Origin of the sequence: Paenibacillus sp. FSL H8-0175, assembly GCF_045040615.1 — a bacterium.
GTDB lineage: Bacteria > Bacillota > Bacilli > Paenibacillales > Paenibacillaceae > Paenibacillus_AQ > Paenibacillus_AQ odorifer.
The window spans coordinates 5,263,644-5,282,330 of record NZ_CP150299.1; the positions used below are offsets into that span (position 1 = coordinate 5,263,644).

The 18,687-nt window shown below is 46.9% G+C and carries 12 protein-coding genes; 1 reads left to right on the forward strand and 11 read right to left on the reverse strand.

Annotation, left to right across the window (positions count from 1 at the left end):
• Positions 1–18: 18 nt before the first annotated feature.
• The 5 genes from MHH46_RS23425 to uxuA all read right to left on the reverse strand — a co-directional run bounded on the left by MHH46_RS23425 (position 19) and on the right by uxuA (position 11,369).
• The gene (locus MHH46_RS23425) at positions 19–1,767 is read right to left on the reverse strand and encodes an S-layer homology domain-containing protein (RefSeq protein ID WP_076191822.1); all 1,749 of its coding nucleotides are present in this window, start codon (positions 1,765–1,767) and stop codon (positions 19–21) included.
• A gap of 81 nt (positions 1,768–1,848) precedes the next feature.
• Positions 1,849–6,930 carry a pectinesterase family protein gene (locus MHH46_RS23430; protein ID WP_076191824.1) on the reverse strand — a complete coding sequence of 1,694 codons (5,082 nt, stop codon included), beginning with the start codon at positions 6,928–6,930 and terminating at the stop codon, positions 1,849–1,851.
• A gap of 150 nt (positions 6,931–7,080) precedes the next feature.
• The gene (locus tag MHH46_RS23435) at positions 7,081–8,460 is read right to left on the reverse strand and encodes a sugar ABC transporter substrate-binding protein (RefSeq protein ID WP_076128897.1); all 1,380 of its coding nucleotides are present in this window, start codon (positions 8,458–8,460) and stop codon (positions 7,081–7,083) included.
• Positions 8,461–8,681: 221 nt separating this feature from the next.
• Positions 8,682–10,292 (reverse strand): mannitol dehydrogenase family protein, encoded by a 1,611-nt coding sequence (locus tag MHH46_RS23440; RefSeq protein WP_076191827.1) that lies wholly within the window; start codon positions 10,290–10,292, stop codon positions 8,682–8,684.
• Positions 10,293–11,369: a mannonate dehydratase gene (uxuA, locus tag MHH46_RS23445; protein WP_076191830.1), complete on the reverse strand. Its 1,077-nt coding sequence runs from the start codon at positions 11,367–11,369 to the stop codon at positions 10,293–10,295. It lies immediately after the preceding gene.
• Positions 11,370–11,588: 219 nt separating this feature from the next.
• On the opposite strand from uxuA, the gene MHH46_RS23450 reads away from it, so the two are divergent.
• On the forward strand, positions 11,589–12,242 hold the full coding sequence (locus MHH46_RS23450) for a GntR family transcriptional regulator (protein WP_076128891.1): 654 nt from the start codon (positions 11,589–11,591) through the stop codon (positions 12,240–12,242).
• A gap of 158 nt (positions 12,243–12,400) precedes the next feature.
• On the opposite strand, the gene MHH46_RS23455 is transcribed toward MHH46_RS23450, so the two are convergent.
• The 6 genes from MHH46_RS23455 to MHH46_RS23480 form a co-directional block, all read right to left on the reverse strand.
• Positions 12,401–13,861 (reverse strand): glycoside hydrolase family 1 protein, encoded by a 1,461-nt coding sequence (locus tag MHH46_RS23455; protein WP_076191832.1) that lies wholly within the window; start codon positions 13,859–13,861, stop codon positions 12,401–12,403.
• A gap of 18 nt (positions 13,862–13,879) precedes the next feature.
• A complete protein-coding gene (locus MHH46_RS23460; RefSeq protein WP_076128887.1) occupies positions 13,880–15,178 on the reverse strand; it encodes a PTS sugar transporter subunit IIC in 1,299 nt (432 codons plus the stop codon).
• A gap of 3 nt (positions 15,179–15,181) precedes the next feature.
• The gene (locus MHH46_RS23465) at positions 15,182–15,487 is read right to left on the reverse strand and encodes a PTS sugar transporter subunit IIB (protein ID WP_036683292.1); all 306 of its coding nucleotides are present in this window, start codon (positions 15,485–15,487) and stop codon (positions 15,182–15,184) included.
• A 1-nt stretch (position 15,488) separates the two neighbouring features.
• Entirely contained in the window at positions 15,489–15,827 is a 339-nt protein-coding gene (locus MHH46_RS23470) for a PTS lactose/cellobiose transporter subunit IIA (RefSeq protein ID WP_038572728.1), read from the reverse strand.
• 28 nt (positions 15,828–15,855) lie between these two features.
• Complete coding sequence (locus MHH46_RS23475) at positions 15,856–17,778, reverse strand: BglG family transcription antiterminator (RefSeq protein ID WP_076191835.1); 1,923 nt, start codon at positions 17,776–17,778, stop codon at positions 15,856–15,858.
• 390 nt (positions 17,779–18,168) lie between these two features.
• On the reverse strand, positions 18,169–18,627 hold the full coding sequence (locus tag MHH46_RS23480; protein WP_256717194.1) for a TIGR00366 family protein: 459 nt from the start codon (positions 18,625–18,627) through the stop codon (positions 18,169–18,171).
• Positions 18,628–18,687 lie beyond the last annotated feature (60 nt).

Sequence of the window (18,687 nt, forward strand, 5' to 3'; positions counted from 1 at the left end):
AGAAGTGCACGAATACTATCAGAGGTTATATATGTTGTACATTAACACAGCTGCTTCCGCTCGTGTCGTCGTAGACTTAGGCTCGATTTGGCGGCCATTCCCGTGAATCAAACCCGCTTTCACTAGACTTGCGACAGATTCAGACGCATAGGCAGAAATCTTCGCAACATCGCTGAACGGTTGAAGCACGGATGTATCTCCACCTGTAACCTGTTGACCTGACGCCTTCAAGGCTCTGGCGGTTAGGACCATCATGTCCTCACGGGTGATTGGCTCAAGCGGTTTGAACAAGTTGTCTCCTGAGCCTTCCGCAATGCCAAGTGCCCGAGCAATGCCAACGGCCTCGTAATAATAAGCTTGGGATGGGACGTCCGCGAAGGTATCTCCAGCTTTTCCGCTCAGTTCTAGCGTCCTAACGAGCAATACCAAAAAGTCGGCTCTAGTAACAGCTTGAGATGGGCGGAATTCTGTATCGGACACACCACTAATAATTCCCTTGGAAGCCATAACCTCGATCGGATTTTTAGCCCAAGCCACAGACTCAAGATCCTTAAAGGATTTATTCGTATAACCAATTGCATACATGCTGAAATGTGTAGTCTTAAAGCTGACGCGACCGGACTTCGCATCATATCTACCACTAGGAACCGAAGTAAGTTTCCCTTGACTGTCTACATACCACACAACGATATGCTCTGGATTAAGCAGCTCTTGTGCAGTAGGAACGTAGGGGATGCTGACTGTGACCGGAGCTTGGCGATTATCCCAGGTTATGATCTTGCCACCCGACGTTAAAGTTACTTGAATGACGGGATGGTTGCCGATTTGGTTTTGCACGGACGGCTGCAAGGATTTAGGATCAACACTTGTGATATGAAGACTTATTTGTTCATTGGAGGTAACCCCAGCTTGCAGCATATTATCAGGGAGAGTGAGGTTAGCCAGTGGTGTTACAATTTCAATTTCCGCCTTTTTGACATCATTGGATATAGCCGAAGTTGGAATCGTCTGAACGTACTCTTTAGCCCCGGGCTTCGACTCGACTTCAATGATTACTTTTTTTACTCCTTTGTCGTTGGCGGTAGTTTGGTTAAGAGCTTTCTGCAGTGATTCTAGATCCACGGTTGATTGTACCGATTGTGCAGCTGCGTCATAACGAATCACCGGTTTGATCGTAGAACCGTTGACATTACTCGGAGTTGTAGGCTGGATCGAACTGCCGTTTCCTTCCGCTCCGTTGTTACTGTTGTTTCCATTATTACCGTTGTTTCCGTTGTTTCCGTTGTTGTCATCGATACTAACAATATGCGCGATCGCCGATGCATCAGGGGTATAGTTAACCGCAGACAGTTGCGAATCTACTAACTTCACACGGGATAGAACGATTTTGACATCGCCACTCTCAAGCGCTTTGAAAGTAACTGTGGCCAGTTTTAGATCTCCGTTCTTGCCAGATTTCTTCTCAAGCTCTGTATGCGCTAGCCGCACGCCGTTATTCGTCAATAGGGCGTCAATGTTGAAGCCGCCCTCGCCTGCTGTGTAACTCACGAACTCCAGCTTTGAGCGATCATAGGTCAGATTCAACTCGTACGCGTACAAATCCGTCATTAGGTTCGCTGCAATCTCAACAGTAAAGGTACTGTTGAGGATAGGACTTTCTTTTGATAACACAGTTTGGAAGTTGGGTTCACTACTAGCCTGCGTTACCACAGGTCTCGCTAGAAAAAAGACAAGGAGCATAAGCATCGCGATTCTGAGTTTAGCCATTTCGATTCATCCACCCTTTCAATAGCAAGATAGGAGAGAGCGCCGCTGCCGTTGAGTCAGCGCCCTCCAGATTTAGCAAACTTAATTTGAAGTGATTTTATGGGCCATTCCAGCCAGATCGACGATGTCGATCTGCTGGTCTTTGTTCAGATCATACCTACTTACCTCACTCCAACCGTTATCACTTGAAGTGATGCCATATTTGGAGCTCAGGAGAAGAAGATCATCCATGCCGGCCTCGAGATTCATCGCTGTAGCGAGCTTTTGAAGTGCAGTAGACAAATCTTGAGCCGCTAGATTCACTTCCTCTTGTGTAGCATCGCTGTCGTTTAAGACAACGGTTGCGTTCGCAATGGAATCCTTAAAGATAGCAATAGCAGACTGCGAATATTGCCCCCAAAGTGTACCCATCGATGCCGACGCCAAAGTGCTGGCGGCTTCGTGAAGGATAGACTGGAGTGCTGTTCTAATGACATCTCCCGAACCTGTATCAGTCACAGTAATGTTAACCTGATAAGCAGTGCCTTCCACAGAAGATTCATTACCTTCGCCATCGCTCATAATAATGCGGGTCGCTTCTAATGAAGCAACCGTCGCTTCCGTTACATCTTTTGCAGTGAAGTGAAGTTGAAGAATTCTCGGCAAATCGCCGCTCATGCCAACCCCTGGGGTTGTGCTTGCCATGAGAATCCGTGTTTGTCCCTCATTATCAAAGGAATCGATGACACGAATTCCATCCAGCAAGGATTCCGCTGCCAAGAACTGAATTTGCTCAGGATCGTAGTTCAGCGTCAAATCCAAGCCATATACATCACTTGTAACACGAGACATGCCATATACGACTTCAAAGGACTGCCCCTTCTCCACAGAGCCCGGTCCGGTTAAAAAACTTCCCGATCGAACAGTAACTTTGGCTTCGGCCTTTAACTCCGTGCCATAGACAGCGCCCGTAACTGTAAATCGCCCTTCTACCGCATATAACTCAGGGTTGATAGCTTCCCAAACGACAGGCACTTGCTTCACTGTTTCATCTGCATAAACAGCGCCTACAACTGTTGGCAAAATAGGAGCCACACCTACTGGTGTCTCAACATGAACTAGCAGAAGCGATTCGATTGGATTGTCGGAAGCGAGCTGGGTAGGATCCCAATCCTCTTTCCCGTTGATCGCACTCGTTGCGCTGAAAATACTGTGCAATGTATACGCTTCGGCTTCCATGTCCGTTAATTGATGGGTCCAGTTCATTCTAGCCTGCGGATTTGCTCCCGGACCAAAGCTTTGATATTCACCGTAATATGCGGTTGCTTCGTTTTTTGAATTGCCGAAGTTGTTCCAGCCACTTGGAGCAATGTGATCTCCCATATAGCTGTTCAGATATACAGTCTTCGCATATGAACGCCATGGTCTTCCCAAATCAACAGCGGATATAGACGAAAGCAACGCTTCGCCGGTCACTTTGCTGTTCAAGAATACATAGCCATACTCCTGTCCCTCAGGAGTGGAAGCTGCCGTCACATGCCCAGCCAATCTGGAATGAATCTCGCTGTTATCAAAAACAGCAATACCCGGACCAAAGATAAAGTCTACCGAACCCGAGATGAAACAATCCTTGAAGTAGGAACGATAGGATTGAATGGTTGCATTATTGGCATAGTTGTTAGGATCCGCGTTATCGGTCAGATTGCGGGTTAACAGTGTATCCTGATAACCGATGATGTTGCAATTTTCGAAAAAAGCTTTATCCGCATATACGTCGACGGCAACGGATTGACCTGCTCCGGAGCCCGAGGAATTAATGACCGTTAGATCCTTGGCATAGAAATCATGGCCTTTAATCATGAGCGTATAATCCGTATAAGTGCCCAAACCTAACGAGGTACCATCCGGGGCCGTTTTTTTCGGATTATCATCGTAGGTGAGAATCGTTCCATCCTTGCTCTCACCCATTAAAGAGATGTAAGGCTTGGTATCTGGAATAAGAACTTTCTCATAATACAAGCCGTTTTTCACAAAAATAATGATGCGATTGCGGTTCTGGTCCGGGACTGCATCGACAGCAGCTTGGATACTTTTATAATCTCCGCTTCCATCTGCAGAAACGACGATAACCTTCGCGTCTGGAGCGATATCAGACAGAACATATACATGCGCAGTAACCGGTAGGTCCGACCCTTGTACCGTACCCATAACCTTGAACCCGTCAATATTTGTATCCGCATACAAGTCTGGAGAGATGGGTTCCCAGGACACTGGCAGAGATTTGGTCATTTGATCATTGAAGATCGCCGTTACGTGATCTGGCAAACTCGGTGCGATGCCCTTCGCAGTTGTCGCGATGACAGGCCGATAACCGGTCATGCCAGCCGAAACCACTTCCACTTGAATTTCAGCTCTTGCTGAATATCCCGTTACTGTACCCTGTAAAGTGAATGCTCCTATCTGCTGATATTCAGACGCCGGAACTAAATCCCAGATTACCGGAGCATAACTTACCGCTCCATCCTCTCTCAAAATCGGCATCTGATTCGGCAGATTAGGCTTCGTGCCTAATGCGGTCGTTACCTGTAAGGACTTATAGCCAACAACTGTTTCTTGTCCTGTTATGGTGATTGGCATCAATCCGATAATCGCTGTTCCGTCATTCATCGTCGCTGCGACGATGACTTTACCATTGCTATTAGCGGTCAGTACTCCATTATCGTCGATTGTAGCCACATCTGTAGGGGTCAGATCACTATTATAGACAGCCCATGTAACCTGCGAAGTTTCTCCCGTAGTTTTGGTGGCACTAAAGGTTAAACGCCCTCCTTGATCGGAGATTGAATTCGTCGAACCTGAGTGTGTTAGCTGGATTCCATAACCGCTGGTAGCTTCCTCAGAAGCACTAATGTACAGATTATCCAAGTAAACTTGAGATGCCACTGTCGTATTATTATTAGGCCCTATGGATTTGAAGGTGCTAATATCCGCCATCGCCAGGGTTGAATCATAGAATGGCTGTTTGCTTAACACCTTCGTTCCGTTGTAATAAACATCCACAAGCTTGTTTGGAAAATCTACCACAGTCTTGACTGTAAACCACTTATCAAGCGGGATCGCAGGAATGATGATAGGAGATGTTTTTCCGTTGATGACATAACTTAATGCTCCCGAATTCTCAGTGTTTAACCAGACGGCTACTTTACCATTCGATCCGAGCAGCTGAAATACCCGATTATTCGAGGTAGGTTTGTTCGCATAAGTACCGTTCGGCACACCGTTCGTTAAGTTGGGAGGGGCCGGGAACTTCATATGCACTTCTGCCGATAAGGTTCCCGTCTGCGAACCAAAACCACGGGATGCACTTACATAACCGCTATCCTGGTCATTAAGGAAAATACTGTTCGGATTCAAATCTCCGTCCGCCGCAATAGTGATCAGACCCGGGGCATAGCTCGAAGCACTCCAATATCCGCCCGGCGTATCCCCGGCTTTATATTCAGTGAAATCCTCGTGAACCGGGAAGGCTTTATCAGTTACGACCACACCATCCTGAACGATATTCGCACTGTTCGTAGCGCTAATTCCTTTGGGCAAGCTGCTATTGGTGAAAAAGATATTCTCCGTGTAGGCTAATTGAGCTTTAGCAAAAGCACAATTAATGAACTGCAAATTCTTCAAAGCGTTATCAGCTGTTGAAGTGGAGGCTGCCCCTGTCAACGAAATAATGTTATCCGTTCCAGAGATATCGTTGTTCCGCAGGTTGGTAAACCGGAAATTACTCATGTCCGGTGGGTAAATATCAGGAACAGGAAGCTTGTCATAGTTGGAATTCAGATCAATCTTGTTGATAAGCGAATCCCTCACTTGAATGTTCCGAATGTAGCCGCCCCGGGATGTGCTTGTTTTGATCTTAAAGCCCGGTGCCACAGTGTTCGACTTGACGTCGAGGGGAATCAGATTGCAGTCTTCCACGTAGATATCGCTTATTCCGCCAGACATCTCGCTTCCGATAACGACCCCGCCGTGTCCACCACTAAAGGTATCTCCGCGATAATAAATAAATCTGGAGGGTCTGCCGATATCCCGGCCTTCTTGATTGATCCCGGATTTAATTGCACTGCCGTCGTCCCCGGTTTGAAAGGTAGAATTCAAAATGTAAACGCTCTCGGAAGAATTCGGATTAAAGCCGTCTCCATTATGTTGCGTGGTGTTAATATCGAGGTTATAGGCGGTGATGTCTTTGCTGTATACAGGTACTACGGTCCACATCATTCCATTGCGGATTTTCAATCCATCGATATAGACATTGTGTGCGTTATTAAAAGATAGCAGATGTCCACCACCGTAGGTTGTTCCAACTTCAACCTTGTCGTTATCGTATTCCTCACGCAGCTTCAAGCCGCTCTCCTCGTCACCAATTGTTCCGGGTCCAAGGAATGTAATATCAGTTACACTATAATCATCGTACTTGTCATGATCCATAACTCCGGCGTTAAATAAACTTTGATAAGCCTCGGGTTCCTCAATACTGTGTCTGGCCGTTACGAACGGCAAGAAGTCAGCCTTGTGTGAACTAGGCATCACTTGAGCCCCTGCATCTACAAATACAGTCATATTGCTGTGCAGGAACAATCCGCCAGTCACATACTTCCCGGGTGGAAAGTATAAAGTGTCTCCTGGAGTAACCGCGTCAATCGCGGTTTGAATTGCCACGGTATCCAATGTGTTGCCATCTCCGGATGCTCCATAATCCTTAACATTAAACCTGATGCCCGTCTTTTTAGTTGTGATTTGGACCGTATTGCTATCTAAAGATTCGTTGCCAGATGTATCCTGGGCTCGTACCGTGTAGGTATATGTCCTCTCTGGAGTTAATCCTAAAAACTTATAGTAAGTTTTGTCCGTCGAACCAACCCGGGTTCCATCACTGTCATAAATATTGTACTTAGTAATGTTGGAATAAAATAGCGGTTTCTCCCATGCTAACACTACGGTTGTATCCGTATTAGAGGCAGGTGCCATTCGTAAATCCGTCGGGGAGTAAATATTAGCCGATAAGGAATCATTAATGTTCGCAGCGGCATAAGCCGTGTTGGTCTCTCCGGCAAAGGCGATTTCAGGTACGATCGGGATGAGCAATAAAGCGCATAATGCAATAAGGACACTCTTAATTCTTTTCATAACTTACCTCCTGTTCATTTGCAGGTGATGAAAACGCTGTCAATTAGTGGCATTAATCATTAGGGAGTTGTCATTCAAAAGACAGGCGGCCCAAGTATCGTCAAGAGCCCGCCTGCTGAGATTATTTATTGTTCGGGGATATTAACTGTTTTATTTCGAAGAGTCAAAACTTGCTTTTTCTTTTTCAAGCTGCTTTGCCCATTCATCCAATAGTTCTTTGGCACTCATCTTTTTGGCCATTACCTTCTGGATCATAGGCTCCATATTCGTCTGAACCTTGTTATAGCCCGGCAGATAAACGGGATTATCGGTAAACTTCGTGTCCGGTGAGCTCATCAGGTCTGCGCCCGTCTTCACGTAAGGCACGTTTACAATCCAATCAGCATCCAAAGCATCAAGATAAGTCGGAATTTCGCCATAGAGCTCTCCGTACTCACTATCATTGTGCGTTACGAAATACGTCATGAATTCCCATGCTGCTTCCTTATTCTCGGAGTTCTTTGTCATCATCATCACCGATGGTGTAACGCCGGGGTGAACGCGATAGCCTTTGGCACCCATAGGGAATGGAACAGCTGTAAACTTGGTTAAATCGTCATTGAATGCTTTACTGTGAGCGCTTGCGGAACCAAGGTTATGGAAAATCATACCTACCTTGCCGGACTGGAACGAAGCAGCCAATTCCGTCCAACCTTTGTTCAAGTCATCTTCAGGTGTATTGACATTATAACCGCTCAAGTATTTCTCCAGAAACTCTACATTCAGTGGATCGTTGATCGTGGCTTTGCCTTCTGGCGTGAAATAGTTCGTAATTCCCGAGTATGAATACATAAGATATTCCAGCGAGGTTGCACTTCCGGCTCCACCCCGTATAGAGTATCCGTAACGATCCTTGGACTTGTCAGTCAACTTCTGTGCGTTGTCAAAGAATTGATCCCATGTGTCCGGATTCGGTAGATTTGATTCCTTCAGCCAATCCGAACGGATCCATTCCATCCAAGGCAGAACGCCATAAGGCAATCCATATAACTTCTTGTCAACCGGATCCGCTGCTCTCATTGAGGTAACCGAACCCGTTGTGATCTTGTCCTTTCCTTCCCAGCTATCGAAATAAGAATCGATTGGCTCAAGCACATCGCGTGCAATAAAGTCGGACGTAAAGTTATTGATCAGGTCCGGCCCTTGTCCAGCAGCAATAGCGACATTCAGCTTTTGTATATAACCGTTCAAATCTCCAGGCACGCCCAAGTATTCGATTTTAATATTCGGATGCTCAGCCATGAACTCCTTCGTAACTTTTTGCCAGAATACATCACGGTCCGGTGTAGTAGCCGCAGCCCAGAACGTAAGCGTTGTCTTCTTGCCGGAATCTTTCGTTTCAGTACCACTGTCGCTAGTCGAGCTGCTTGGCTGGGGACTGGCATTCGACGAGTTGTTGTTATTGTTACTGCTTCCGCAACCACTTAACACGCCTCCAGCCAACATGACCGAAGCCATGACAAGTGCCCAGCTTTTTTTTCTTTTGAACATGGTGTTGAACCCCCTCAAAATTCGTCGCTCAGTTGACGAACACCGGTTATTCGTCATGTGTTTAGTTTAACTTTCGTCCTTCTCATTTTACATAAGATTCTTTTCACACTTTGTTTGGATTTTTTAAAATCATACAAAAAAAAGCCCCGATTGATTGCCTCGGGACTTTTCTCGCTTTATTTTCTTCTATAATAAAACAAATCTACTTAACTGCCTAGCTTTCACTTTAAATAGTTGTCTAATGTTCTCCGTACCGCTCCTGGGCCTGCCATCATTTCCTGGAACATAATCTCAATCTTATCACCTAGACCAATCTCGTACAACGGAACCCCAAAAAGTCGCTCATCTTCAAGAATGGGGCGCACACTTGCAGTTTGGTCTCCAAGCGAAACTCCCTGCAGGTAACCTTGCAGTGTTTCTAGTAACGGATCTGAACTCAATGTGAAGACTTCTCCAGCATCATTCACTCCAAGTAAGTAACGACACCACACAGCGATAGCCAGTGGAATCGCCGTTAGCTGCGCTGGATCGAGATCCTCCCGTCGAATATAGGATTTAATAGTTTCACCAAACCGTATACCTACCTTCTGCGAAGTGTCTGTAGCAATCCGCTGCGGAGTATCGGGGATAAATGGATTGGCAAAACGCTCCGTAAGGACTTCGTCCAGGAACTGCTTTGGACTGAGAATCCCCGGATCCACTACGACGGGCAGACCTTCTTTGTAACCGATTATCTCCACAAACCTCCGCAAAGTATCGTCCTTCATCTCATCCGCGATCAAGGTGTAGCCAAGCAGACAACCGGAAACAGCAAGCGCCGTATGCAGCGGATTAAGGCAGGTCGTTACTTTCATCGTCTCCACCTTGTTGACTGTCTCCCGGTCCGTAAAAATAATTCCGGCTTCCTCTAGTGGTGGACGTCCGTTCGTAAAGTTATCCTCCACTACAAGATATTCGCTGATCTCAGCATTTACGAAAGGAGCGGTATATGTGTTTTTGGAGGTAATGATCACATCCATATCACCAATTCCCTGTTCCAGAAGCGCTGCCTGTACACTCTCCGAAGGACGTGGTGTGATTTTATCGATCATGGACAATGGAAAGGTTATTACTCGTTCATCTTCCAGATAACGCACGAAGTCTTCTATAACAAGTCCTCTTTGGGCCCATTCCTTAGCGATGGACACAACACCGTTCTTCAGCTTGTCGCCATTGTGTGAGCAGTTGTCCATGCTGACAAAGGTCATCGGATATTGGCCTTTCAGATATCTTCGATAAGCAAGCGAAGCAACAATGCTCATGACATGAACAGGATGCTCCGGTCCGCTCACAATATCCTTTTCCACAATGCCAAGATATTTATCGTGCGGATCCGTCAACGAGTATCCCTTCTCCGTGATGGTGAAGCTAGCCATTTGCAGGCTGGGATTCTCGAACACCTCGATCAATCTACGGTACTCCGCTTCGCGGTTTTTGTCCGCTGCGATTCCCTCCACAATACTACTGACTACTCTTTTCTGGAAATCACCACGAGCATTCATCAGCACTAAAAGGGTCAGATTGTCGTAGGGCTTGTAGACTTTATCAATCATTTCGAAATCAAAGGTTTCCACCGCAATAATACCTGTATCCGACTTCCTGCCATCCAGCAGCTTCTGATGAGCATTTGCCACGAATCCTCTGAAAATATTACCTGCACCGAAATGAATCCATTCCGGTTTAAGCTGTGTATTGTTTGCTACCTGCTCATAGTCGAACTGTGGAAGCTTCACACCAGCAGCTTTCCAAGCTGCTTTTTCCCCTTGGATACTGCTTCTGGTCAGATGCAGCATTTATTTTGCCTCCTTGACATTATCCAAGCTATCCCAAACACCAAGCAAATACATGATGCCCATAGCTCTATCATACAAGCCATAACCCGGTCGGCAGTTCTTCTCTTCCCCCCACAGATGCCGCCCGTGATCCGGACGTACATAACCAATGTATCCGTTCTCATGATAGGCTTTGACCACCTCGGCCACATCAACGCTTCCGTCACGCCCACGGTGCGACACCTCAATGAAATCACCGTTCTCAAATACCTTCACATTGCGGATATGGGCAAAATGAATACGATCATGGAACTCGCGGATCATCGCTGGCAGATCGTTATCCGGATTCGTGCCGAGTGACCCTGTGCAGAACGTCAAACCGTTGTACGGGCTGTCCACCAAATCCAGAAAGCGGCGGATCATATCCCGATTGCGGATAATACGCGGCAGTCCAAAGATCGGCCAAGCCGGATCATCGGGATGGATAGCCATCTTGATGTCCACTTCCTCGCATACTGGAATAATGCGTTCCAGGAAATACTGAAGGTTGTCGAACAGTTTATCTTCCGTCACATCCGCATAAGCCGCAAACAGCTCATCCAGCTTTTCCAGCCGCTCCGGCTCCCAGCCCGGCATCGTGAACTTTCCAGCTCCCTTCAGAATCCGGTCCACCATCTCACGCGGATTATCGGTAATGGCAGCCTTTTCATAAAAGAGAGCATTCGAGCCATCAGGCAACTCTTTATACAGCTCTGTGCGGGTCCAATCGAAAACAGGCATAAAATTATAGCAGATCACCTTAACGCCAACCTTGGCGAGTTTACGAATGGTGTCGATATAAATATCGATATATTTATCACGGGTCGGCAAGCCGATTTTGATATCATCATGAACGTTGACGCTTTCTACTACAGCCGTGCTGAAACCCTTGCTGGTGATTTGATCCGCCACTTCTTGGATCCGTTCCATTTCCCACACTTCTCCGGCTACTTTCTCATGCAAAGACCAGACAATCCCCATAACACCCGGAATCTGCCGAATATGATCCAGCGTGATATTGTCATTGCCCTCGCCATACCATCTCCACGTCATGTTCATTGATAAACCCTCCTGTGAATTCGTTTTCAACTATCTTGTATACAAGATTTACTTGATCATAGAATAAGAACAATTCTTTGTCAATCACAATTTGATCAGGAATTTTATCCTGAAATCAAGGAATATCCACCCTATTTTCATCCCAATGATTTTAATGAACGAACTTATCATGTATACTAGTACTGTATCTGTCATTAACAATTGAAAGCAGGAACAGAAATGTCAATTAAAGCTGAAATTCTAAACACACTGAAGCAAGAAATCCTCACGCTGGCGTTAAAGCCAGGCACCATTCTGAGTGAAACAGCCTTGTCTGAGCGGTTTCAGATTTCACGTACGCCGTTGCGTGATGTTCTCAAACAGCTTGCACTGGAATCTTATACCGATATCTATCCGAAAAAAGGTAATATTGTCTCCTTTATTGATCTTGAATCTGTTGAACAAATCACATACTTGCGTTGCACACTGGAAAAGGAGATCCTCAAGGATCTTTCTGCACAGCTTTTACTACCAGGAGTGCACGAGCTTAAAGAAATTCTTAAGAAACAGAAAGAGGTCATCGGGCAGGAGAATGCTGTAGATTCTTTCCTTAATTTAGACGACGAGTTTCACCGGGCCTTGTACAGGCTTGCTGGACGTGAGTATCTGTGGACTCTGATCCAGCAGTCGAATGTACATTATCTCAGGTACCGCAGACTGCACATGCTTAAGACCGACAAGCTGGAAGAAATCTGGAACGAACACCAATCCATTCTTGAGCTTATGGTGCAAAAAGAAACCGCCAAAATCGGCCCGCTAATCCACCACCATCTCCGGGAAGATATTCATTCACTGGATTTTCAGGAGAATTTCTCGGAATATTTAAAGAAATAGTCAGCTAAAAGGCAGCTTGCCCATAAGTTAAGTGCCTTCCCGGATAAAACTTCGTTATAAGAAGAAGCACACACGATCTCTATTCCCTATTAAAAAAACAAAAAAACCTTGATTTCTCAAGGTTTTCGTAAAAAATGAACAAGGATTATAACGCCGCACTAATAGCTTAAATTTGCTCCGTTAGAGGTTATGACCTTTTTGTACCAGTAAAAGCTGTCCTTACGCAGACGCAGCAGCGTTCCATTGCCTGCATCATCCTGATCAACATAAATGAAGCCGTACCGCTTGCGCATCTCCGAGGTGGAAGCCGAGATCAGATCAATACAGCCCCAGCTGGTGTAGCCCATCAGCTCCACGCCATCGGCAATGGCTTCCGCCATCTGCTCAATATGCTGGGCCAGATACTCTATCCGGTATGGATCACGGATCGTGCCATCCAGTTCGAGCACATCTGCAGCACCCAGACCATTCTCTACTACGAACAGAGGAAGCTGGTAGCGGTCATGCATCTCCTTGAGCACAAACCGCAGCCCCTTTGGATCGATCTGCCAGCCCCAATCGGAAGTTTTCAGGAAGGGATTCTTCAGCCCTGAGGACAGGTTACCTTCCGTCGTAGCCGTGATACTCTCATCTACACTGACTACTGAGGACATGTAGTAACTAAAGGAAAGAAAATCTACAAGATTGTCCCGCAGCAAAGCTTCGTCTCCCGGCAACATGGTTATTGTCACTCCATGCTGCTCCAAATGCCGGCGGATATAAGAAGGATAATAGCCTCTAACCTGAACATCGGAGCAGAACATTGCCATTTGGTTCTCCGCTTGTGCTTTCAGTACATCACCGGGATGACAGGAATATGGGTAGAGCAGCTTGCGGGCCAGCATGCAGCCGATCTGGAACTGCGGATTGATCTCCCGGCCCCGCTTAATCGCAAGCGCACTGGCTACGAACTGGTGATGCAAAGCCTGAAAAGCAACCTGCTTCTCATTTGACTTGCCATCCAGAATAATCCCTGCGCCCAGAAACGGCGCTTTGAGTGTACAGTTGATTTCGTTGAAAGTCAGCCAATACTTCACCTTATCCCGGTAACGGGTGAACACAGTCTCCGCATAACGGACAAACAGTTCAACCAGTTCTCTGGATTCCCAGCCGTTGTATTTGGTGACTAGGTGCACCGGCATTTCATAATGGGAAATGGTGACCAGCGGCTCGATATTATATTTACGCAACTCATCAAAAACATCGTCGTAGAATCGCAGTCCTGCCTCGTTAGGTACCTGCTCATCGCCATTCGGATAAATACGAGGCCAGGAGATGGACATACGGAACACCTTAAAACCCATCTCAGCGAACAAGGCGATATCTTCTTTGTAGCGGTGGTAGAAATCAATCCCTCTGCGTTTGGGGTAATTCCCCTGATTATCATCCTGTATGGCCTCTTCTAGCTGTGGACCGGACATGGACAATAGCTGTTCCAGGCTCTGCCGTTCCTTAGGAGGACAATATTTGACTACATCAGCAGTGGACAAACCCTTGCCGCCCTCATTATACGCGCCTTCGACCTGATTGGCGGCTACCGCACCGCCCCACAGGAAGTTTTCCGGAAATGGATAAGTCATCGGTTGAGCCTCCTTTTATTAATGGGTGGCAGCGGTTGCTGCCGCTTTAGCTTCAGCCTGCTGCTCTTGCTCCAGCGCTTCGGCATCGGCTTTTTTGAAGAATGGATAGTAGATCATGAAGCTTGCGCCAATCATAACCAGCTGGAACGCACTTACGCGCCAGCCCCCGTTCATCCAGCCATTAACCAGCACCGGAATGCCCAGCGGTACCTGAATCCCGTGCAGCACAGGAAGGATACCCAGCGTCGTCAGAAGAATCGCCAGACCACTACTCACCAGCGGAGTCAGGATAAACGGAATCATAAACCGAACATTCAGCACCAATGGCATCCCGAAAATCACCGGCTCATTGACACCGATCAGACTTGGAATAATTGCCAGTTTACCAAGTGTCTTATAACGTGTAGATTTGGCGAACAACATCGCAATAATGAGACCTAACGTTGCCCCCGCACCACCGATCAGTACATAAACCGGGAAGAACGGTGAACCAATGATATGCGTACCTTCCACACCTCTTTGGTAAGCGTCCAGATTCTCAAGTCCCAAAGCCACCCAAATCGGGCCGACAACGGAATAGACTACCAAGGTGCCGTGAACTCCAAAGAACCACAGCAGGTGAATTACGAAGATGCAGATCAGCATCGCCCACCAGGTACCCCCCAGACTAGTCAGTGGCAGCTGGATAATCGAGAAGACAAACTCGTGCATATTGCCATATTTCGTTGCGGCGAAAATCGCCGTCAGCACCAGCATCAGAACCGCTACGATAAAACCAGGCGTAAGCGCGGCAAAAGATTTCTCGACCGTGGGCGGAACACCCTTCGGCATTTTGATATAGAATTTCTTTTCCAATACAAAGGTATAGATCTTACCTACCAGCAGTGCCAGGATGATTGCCACAAACAATCCCTTGGCGCCTAACCAGGAGTAACCAAATGCTTTGGTCACGCCATCATCCAGCAGTCCTTTTGGTGTAACTAGCAAGAAACTCATCAGCGCCAAAATCCCTGCCGAAAAGCCTTGCTGCTTATGTTGGGTAGCGAAATTGTAAGCGATGGAGAACACCGCGTAGAGTGCGATCAAATCGGTGGTTACAGTTGCCGGAATCGAAGTATAAGTTTTGAGTCCAGTGCTTTCCAGGAAATTCTGATAAGGATCAAGCTTGAGTGCATTAATCAGGGAAAAAATAGCGCCCAGAATCAAAATTGGCATCAAGGCCATCAGACCGTTGGAAATAGCGCTGATATAGGTGTTTTTTTGGATTTTCGTGCTGACTTTCTGGATCTTGGCTCTCCATTCTGCGCCGCCTGCCATGACTTAAGCCCCCTTCTCCATCAGTTCAAGTGCTGTAGCCAGCACCTTGTCCCCATCCATCATGCCATAGTCCATCATATCGATCGTAGTTACTGGAATGTTCGGATATTCTGCGGCCAGATCGCCTTCGGCGTGTCCCATTTGTGGTCCAAGCATAATGATGTCAAAAGGCTTTTGATCGGCGATGTCACTCTCCGCCACCGCATCAATAACCACTTCAACCCCTTGTGTCCGTGCCGATTCTTTCATCCGTTCCACCAGCATACTTGTCGAGAATCCGCCTGCACAGGCGAGCAATATTTTTTTCATCTTAGTTCACCGATCCTTTCAATTCTAGTTCGAGCGCCTTGCGTTCTTTGATTTCTTCGATCAGTTCCACAGCCAATTCTCTAACCGTCAGGGCATTCATCAAATGATCCTGCGCGTGAATCATCAGCAGCGTAATTTCTGTCTTTTCACCCCGGCCTTCAGCCTGGATCAGCCCCGTTTGCACTTTATGTGCTTTGGTCAGGCTGGTCTTGGCGTTCTTAATCATCTCGCCCGCTTCTTCCAGGTTTCCGGCGCGTGCGGTTCTTACCGCTTTTAGGCTAAGGCTTCTTGCCTCTCCGCTGCTGGCAATAATCTGCATAATCGTTTGTTCATAATCCATGGGTTCTCCACTCCGTATCGTCATTTTTTTATAGTAGGTTCTCTATCTCATTCATAAATTGCTCATAACTATTCGTGTTTAGTAGCCGGTTACGGCTGTCTTCCTTCTCCATTAGAACCAGTAGCAGCTTGCTGATCTCTTTGTGCAGGAATAACTGCCCCGGACCCAGATTGATCAGAAAAATCAACTGGACCGGCTTACCCTCATAGATCAGCGGTTTCTTCAACACGGTTACACTGATACAGTCGCGGATCGCGCTCATCCGCATCGGATGCGGGCCGGCCACCCCATTTTTGTAAATGGTGGTGAATTTCTGCTCTCTGAGCAGCACTTGTTCGGGAAAATCGTCAGCTGCATAATGATTGCCCACGATCTCCCGGCAGCGCTGCTTTAACAGCTCCATGTAATCTTCGTCCGAACCAGACAGATGAAACAGCTCCCTGCGGAACAAATCCTTGAAATCCATCAGCTTGTAGGACGGTTCTGTGCGATTAATCTGCAAAGACAATATCTCTTTGATCCGCTGAATCTCTTGATCATCCAGCAGCTGTTTGATATGGATCACCGGTTTTTCCTTAATCTCTGTTGCCAGCGGTACAGTAGAGAGAATCAGATCCACAGGCTTGCTGCTGATCTCCTCCACCTCCGTGATGGAGGCTGTGATCACCGACGCTTTGGGGAATACCGCTTCCAGCTTCAGCCGGATTAACTGGGCACTGCCCCCTCCTGTCGAGCAGATCACGGCAATCCGCTTGAACTTCTCCAGATTGCGCTGCTGCATCCGTTCCAGATGGGTGGCAAAATGCAACGCGACATACCCTGCCTCATCCCGCGACATCCGAAACCCGTACTGCTCCTCTACAATCTCAGCGAAGCGGAAGGAAATGACGAACACATTGGCATACTGGCTGTAAACATCCTCCACCAATGGGTTGCCGAGCTGAAGATTGTAATACAACCGGTTCAGCAGCGGAAACATATGCAATAGCAGTGCTTCGCGCAGCTCTTGATCTTGAGTGAATCCAGTAAGGAACTCGCGGTCCAAGCGCTCCAGAATAGCCGTGATTCCCTCCCGCAGATGCGATTTGGTCTCTTCCGACATCCGCTCCATAATGGTCTTGCCAGAAATGTGCAGCGCCAAATAATCAATCTCATCCGCCGGAAGCTTAATCTGGTATTGAGAGGAGATGAAATCTGCAATACTCCCGGCAATATCCTGATACAGCGGCTCAGGTGTTCCCTGCAAGGCTTGTCCAGCCACAATGAAATTGTGCTTGGAAACCCGGTAAAGAAGAATGAACAGATGGGTCAAGATATTATCCAGAAACACATCCGAGATCTTCAGTTCTTTTTCCTTGAGGATTTGCAGTAGAAATCCCTTAAGCTGCTCAGCATCGAAGTCCTGACTAAAAGCATGAAAATCCTCCGTATGCTGCAGCGTATGACCCGATTGCAAGATAAAGTAAGAAAAGGCTTTACGGAAGTCTTGCTCTTCCCCCTCGATTTTCATGCCATAATGAGCCCGACGTTTCAAGCTAAGCCGGAAAGCGGCAAGTCGCTGCTCTACTTCCTTCAGATCGGAAATAATAGTAGAACGGCTAACGCCGATTTCTTCCGCCATGTTATCCATAGACTGATAGCTATCGTTCTGCAAGAGATAGAATAGTAAATACTGCTGGCGTGATTGCTTATTATCGAGATCCACCTGATCCAGCTGCAGCATTCCTTTTTCCTGGTAGCTACTGAATTTGGCTTCATCGCCAATCTCCAGTAGATAACCCTGGCCGCGGATCATACGGATACCGAAACCATTCGCCTCTCCTGTTTTGTCGAGTGCACGGATCACGTCACGGAGAGTCCGTTCGGACAACCCCACTTCGGCAATCAGCTCACTCATGCGCACAGGACTCTTGCGGGTATATAAAATATTAACAATCGTATATTCTCTCACCTTAAATTCCCTCATTTGTGATACTAGTATCGGATGAAGCACTCAGCTGGTTATGAATACATCATACGTGGAAGCGTTATCTTCTGAACAGTTTGTATTCTGCTGTTTGGAACGGCAGAAACTGACGGATAGGTAAATAACGGATTAAATTCTTAGCATACATTATTTGTGGCCACAAATCAGGAGGAAATATACAACAACGAGGAGACTGCGATTAATTATTAAAATAAACAATAATAGATTAGGAGAATGATTGATTCATCTTCTACAGATGTGATGTGAGGGGAATAGGATCAATATGTAGAGTCAAAAATCCCAAGGTCAGTATGACCTTGGGATTTTGATTATCTTCTGCGGGAAATCCCGCATGGCTTTGCAATATGTTATCCACTACATGCCCACAGCTGAGGAAACTGCAGCAAAGATTGCCGCCACCAGCCAAAGAATCGGAAACAGCTTGAGTATTACCTTTAACCATTGTCCAAAATTGATCCGGGCGATGGCCAAACCTGCCAGCAGCACACCGCCTGTTGGCGAAATGAGATTCGTTAATCCATTTCCAAATTGGTATGCGGTTACTACCGCTTCGCGGTTAACATCCACAAGATCGCCTAATGGTGCAAGCACAGGCATCGTCAAGGCCGCCTCTCCGGATGAAGAAGGAACCAAGAACGTAATAATATTATGCACGACCAGCATGATGGTGGTGAACAAGTAATTCGGCAAACCCTTAAGCATAGTAGCCAGGCCATTCAAAATGGTATCGATAATCATCCCGTTCTCTGCAACGATGAGGATCCCCCGGGCCAAACCGATGATCACAGCAGCGTAGTGTGAGTTATATTTCATCTTGGCATTAAAAAGGCCTCAATTCGGCGATTCTGCCACAACAATAGCTAGATCCATCTT

Coding starts and splice junctions, on each gene's coding strand:
- MHH46_RS23455 (WP_076191832.1), bottom strand. CDS start 13,861: ATGACTTATCCATTTCCGGAAAACTTCCTGTGGGGCGGTGCGGTAGCC.
- MHH46_RS23435 (WP_076128897.1), bottom strand. CDS start 8,460: ATGTTCAAAAGAAAAAAAAGCTGGGCACTTGTCATGGCTTCGGTCATG.
- MHH46_RS23430 (WP_076191824.1), bottom strand. CDS start 6,930: ATGAAAAGAATTAAGAGTGTCCTTATTGCATTATGCGCTTTATTGCTC.
- MHH46_RS23480 (WP_256717194.1), bottom strand. CDS start 18,627: ATGAAATATAACTCACACTACGCTGCTGTGATCATCGGTTTGGCCCGG.
- MHH46_RS23440 (WP_076191827.1), bottom strand. CDS start 10,292: ATGCTGCATCTGACCAGAAGCAGTATCCAAGGGGAAAAAGCAGCTTGG.
- MHH46_RS23450 (WP_076128891.1), top strand. CDS start 11,589: ATGTCAATTAAAGCTGAAATTCTAAACACACTGAAGCAAGAAATCCTC.
- MHH46_RS23470 (WP_038572728.1), bottom strand. CDS start 15,827: ATGGATTATGAACAAACGATTATGCAGATTATTGCCAGCAGCGGAGAG.
- MHH46_RS23460 (WP_076128887.1), bottom strand. CDS start 15,178: ATGGCAGGCGGCGCAGAATGGAGAGCCAAGATCCAGAAAGTCAGCACG.
- MHH46_RS23425 (WP_076191822.1), bottom strand. CDS start 1,767: ATGGCTAAACTCAGAATCGCGATGCTTATGCTCCTTGTCTTTTTTCTA.
- MHH46_RS23465 (WP_036683292.1), bottom strand. CDS start 15,487: ATGAAAAAAATATTGCTCGCCTGTGCAGGCGGATTCTCGACAAGTATG.
- uxuA (WP_076191830.1), bottom strand. CDS start 11,369: ATGAACATGACGTGGAGATGGTATGGCGAGGGCAATGACAATATCACG.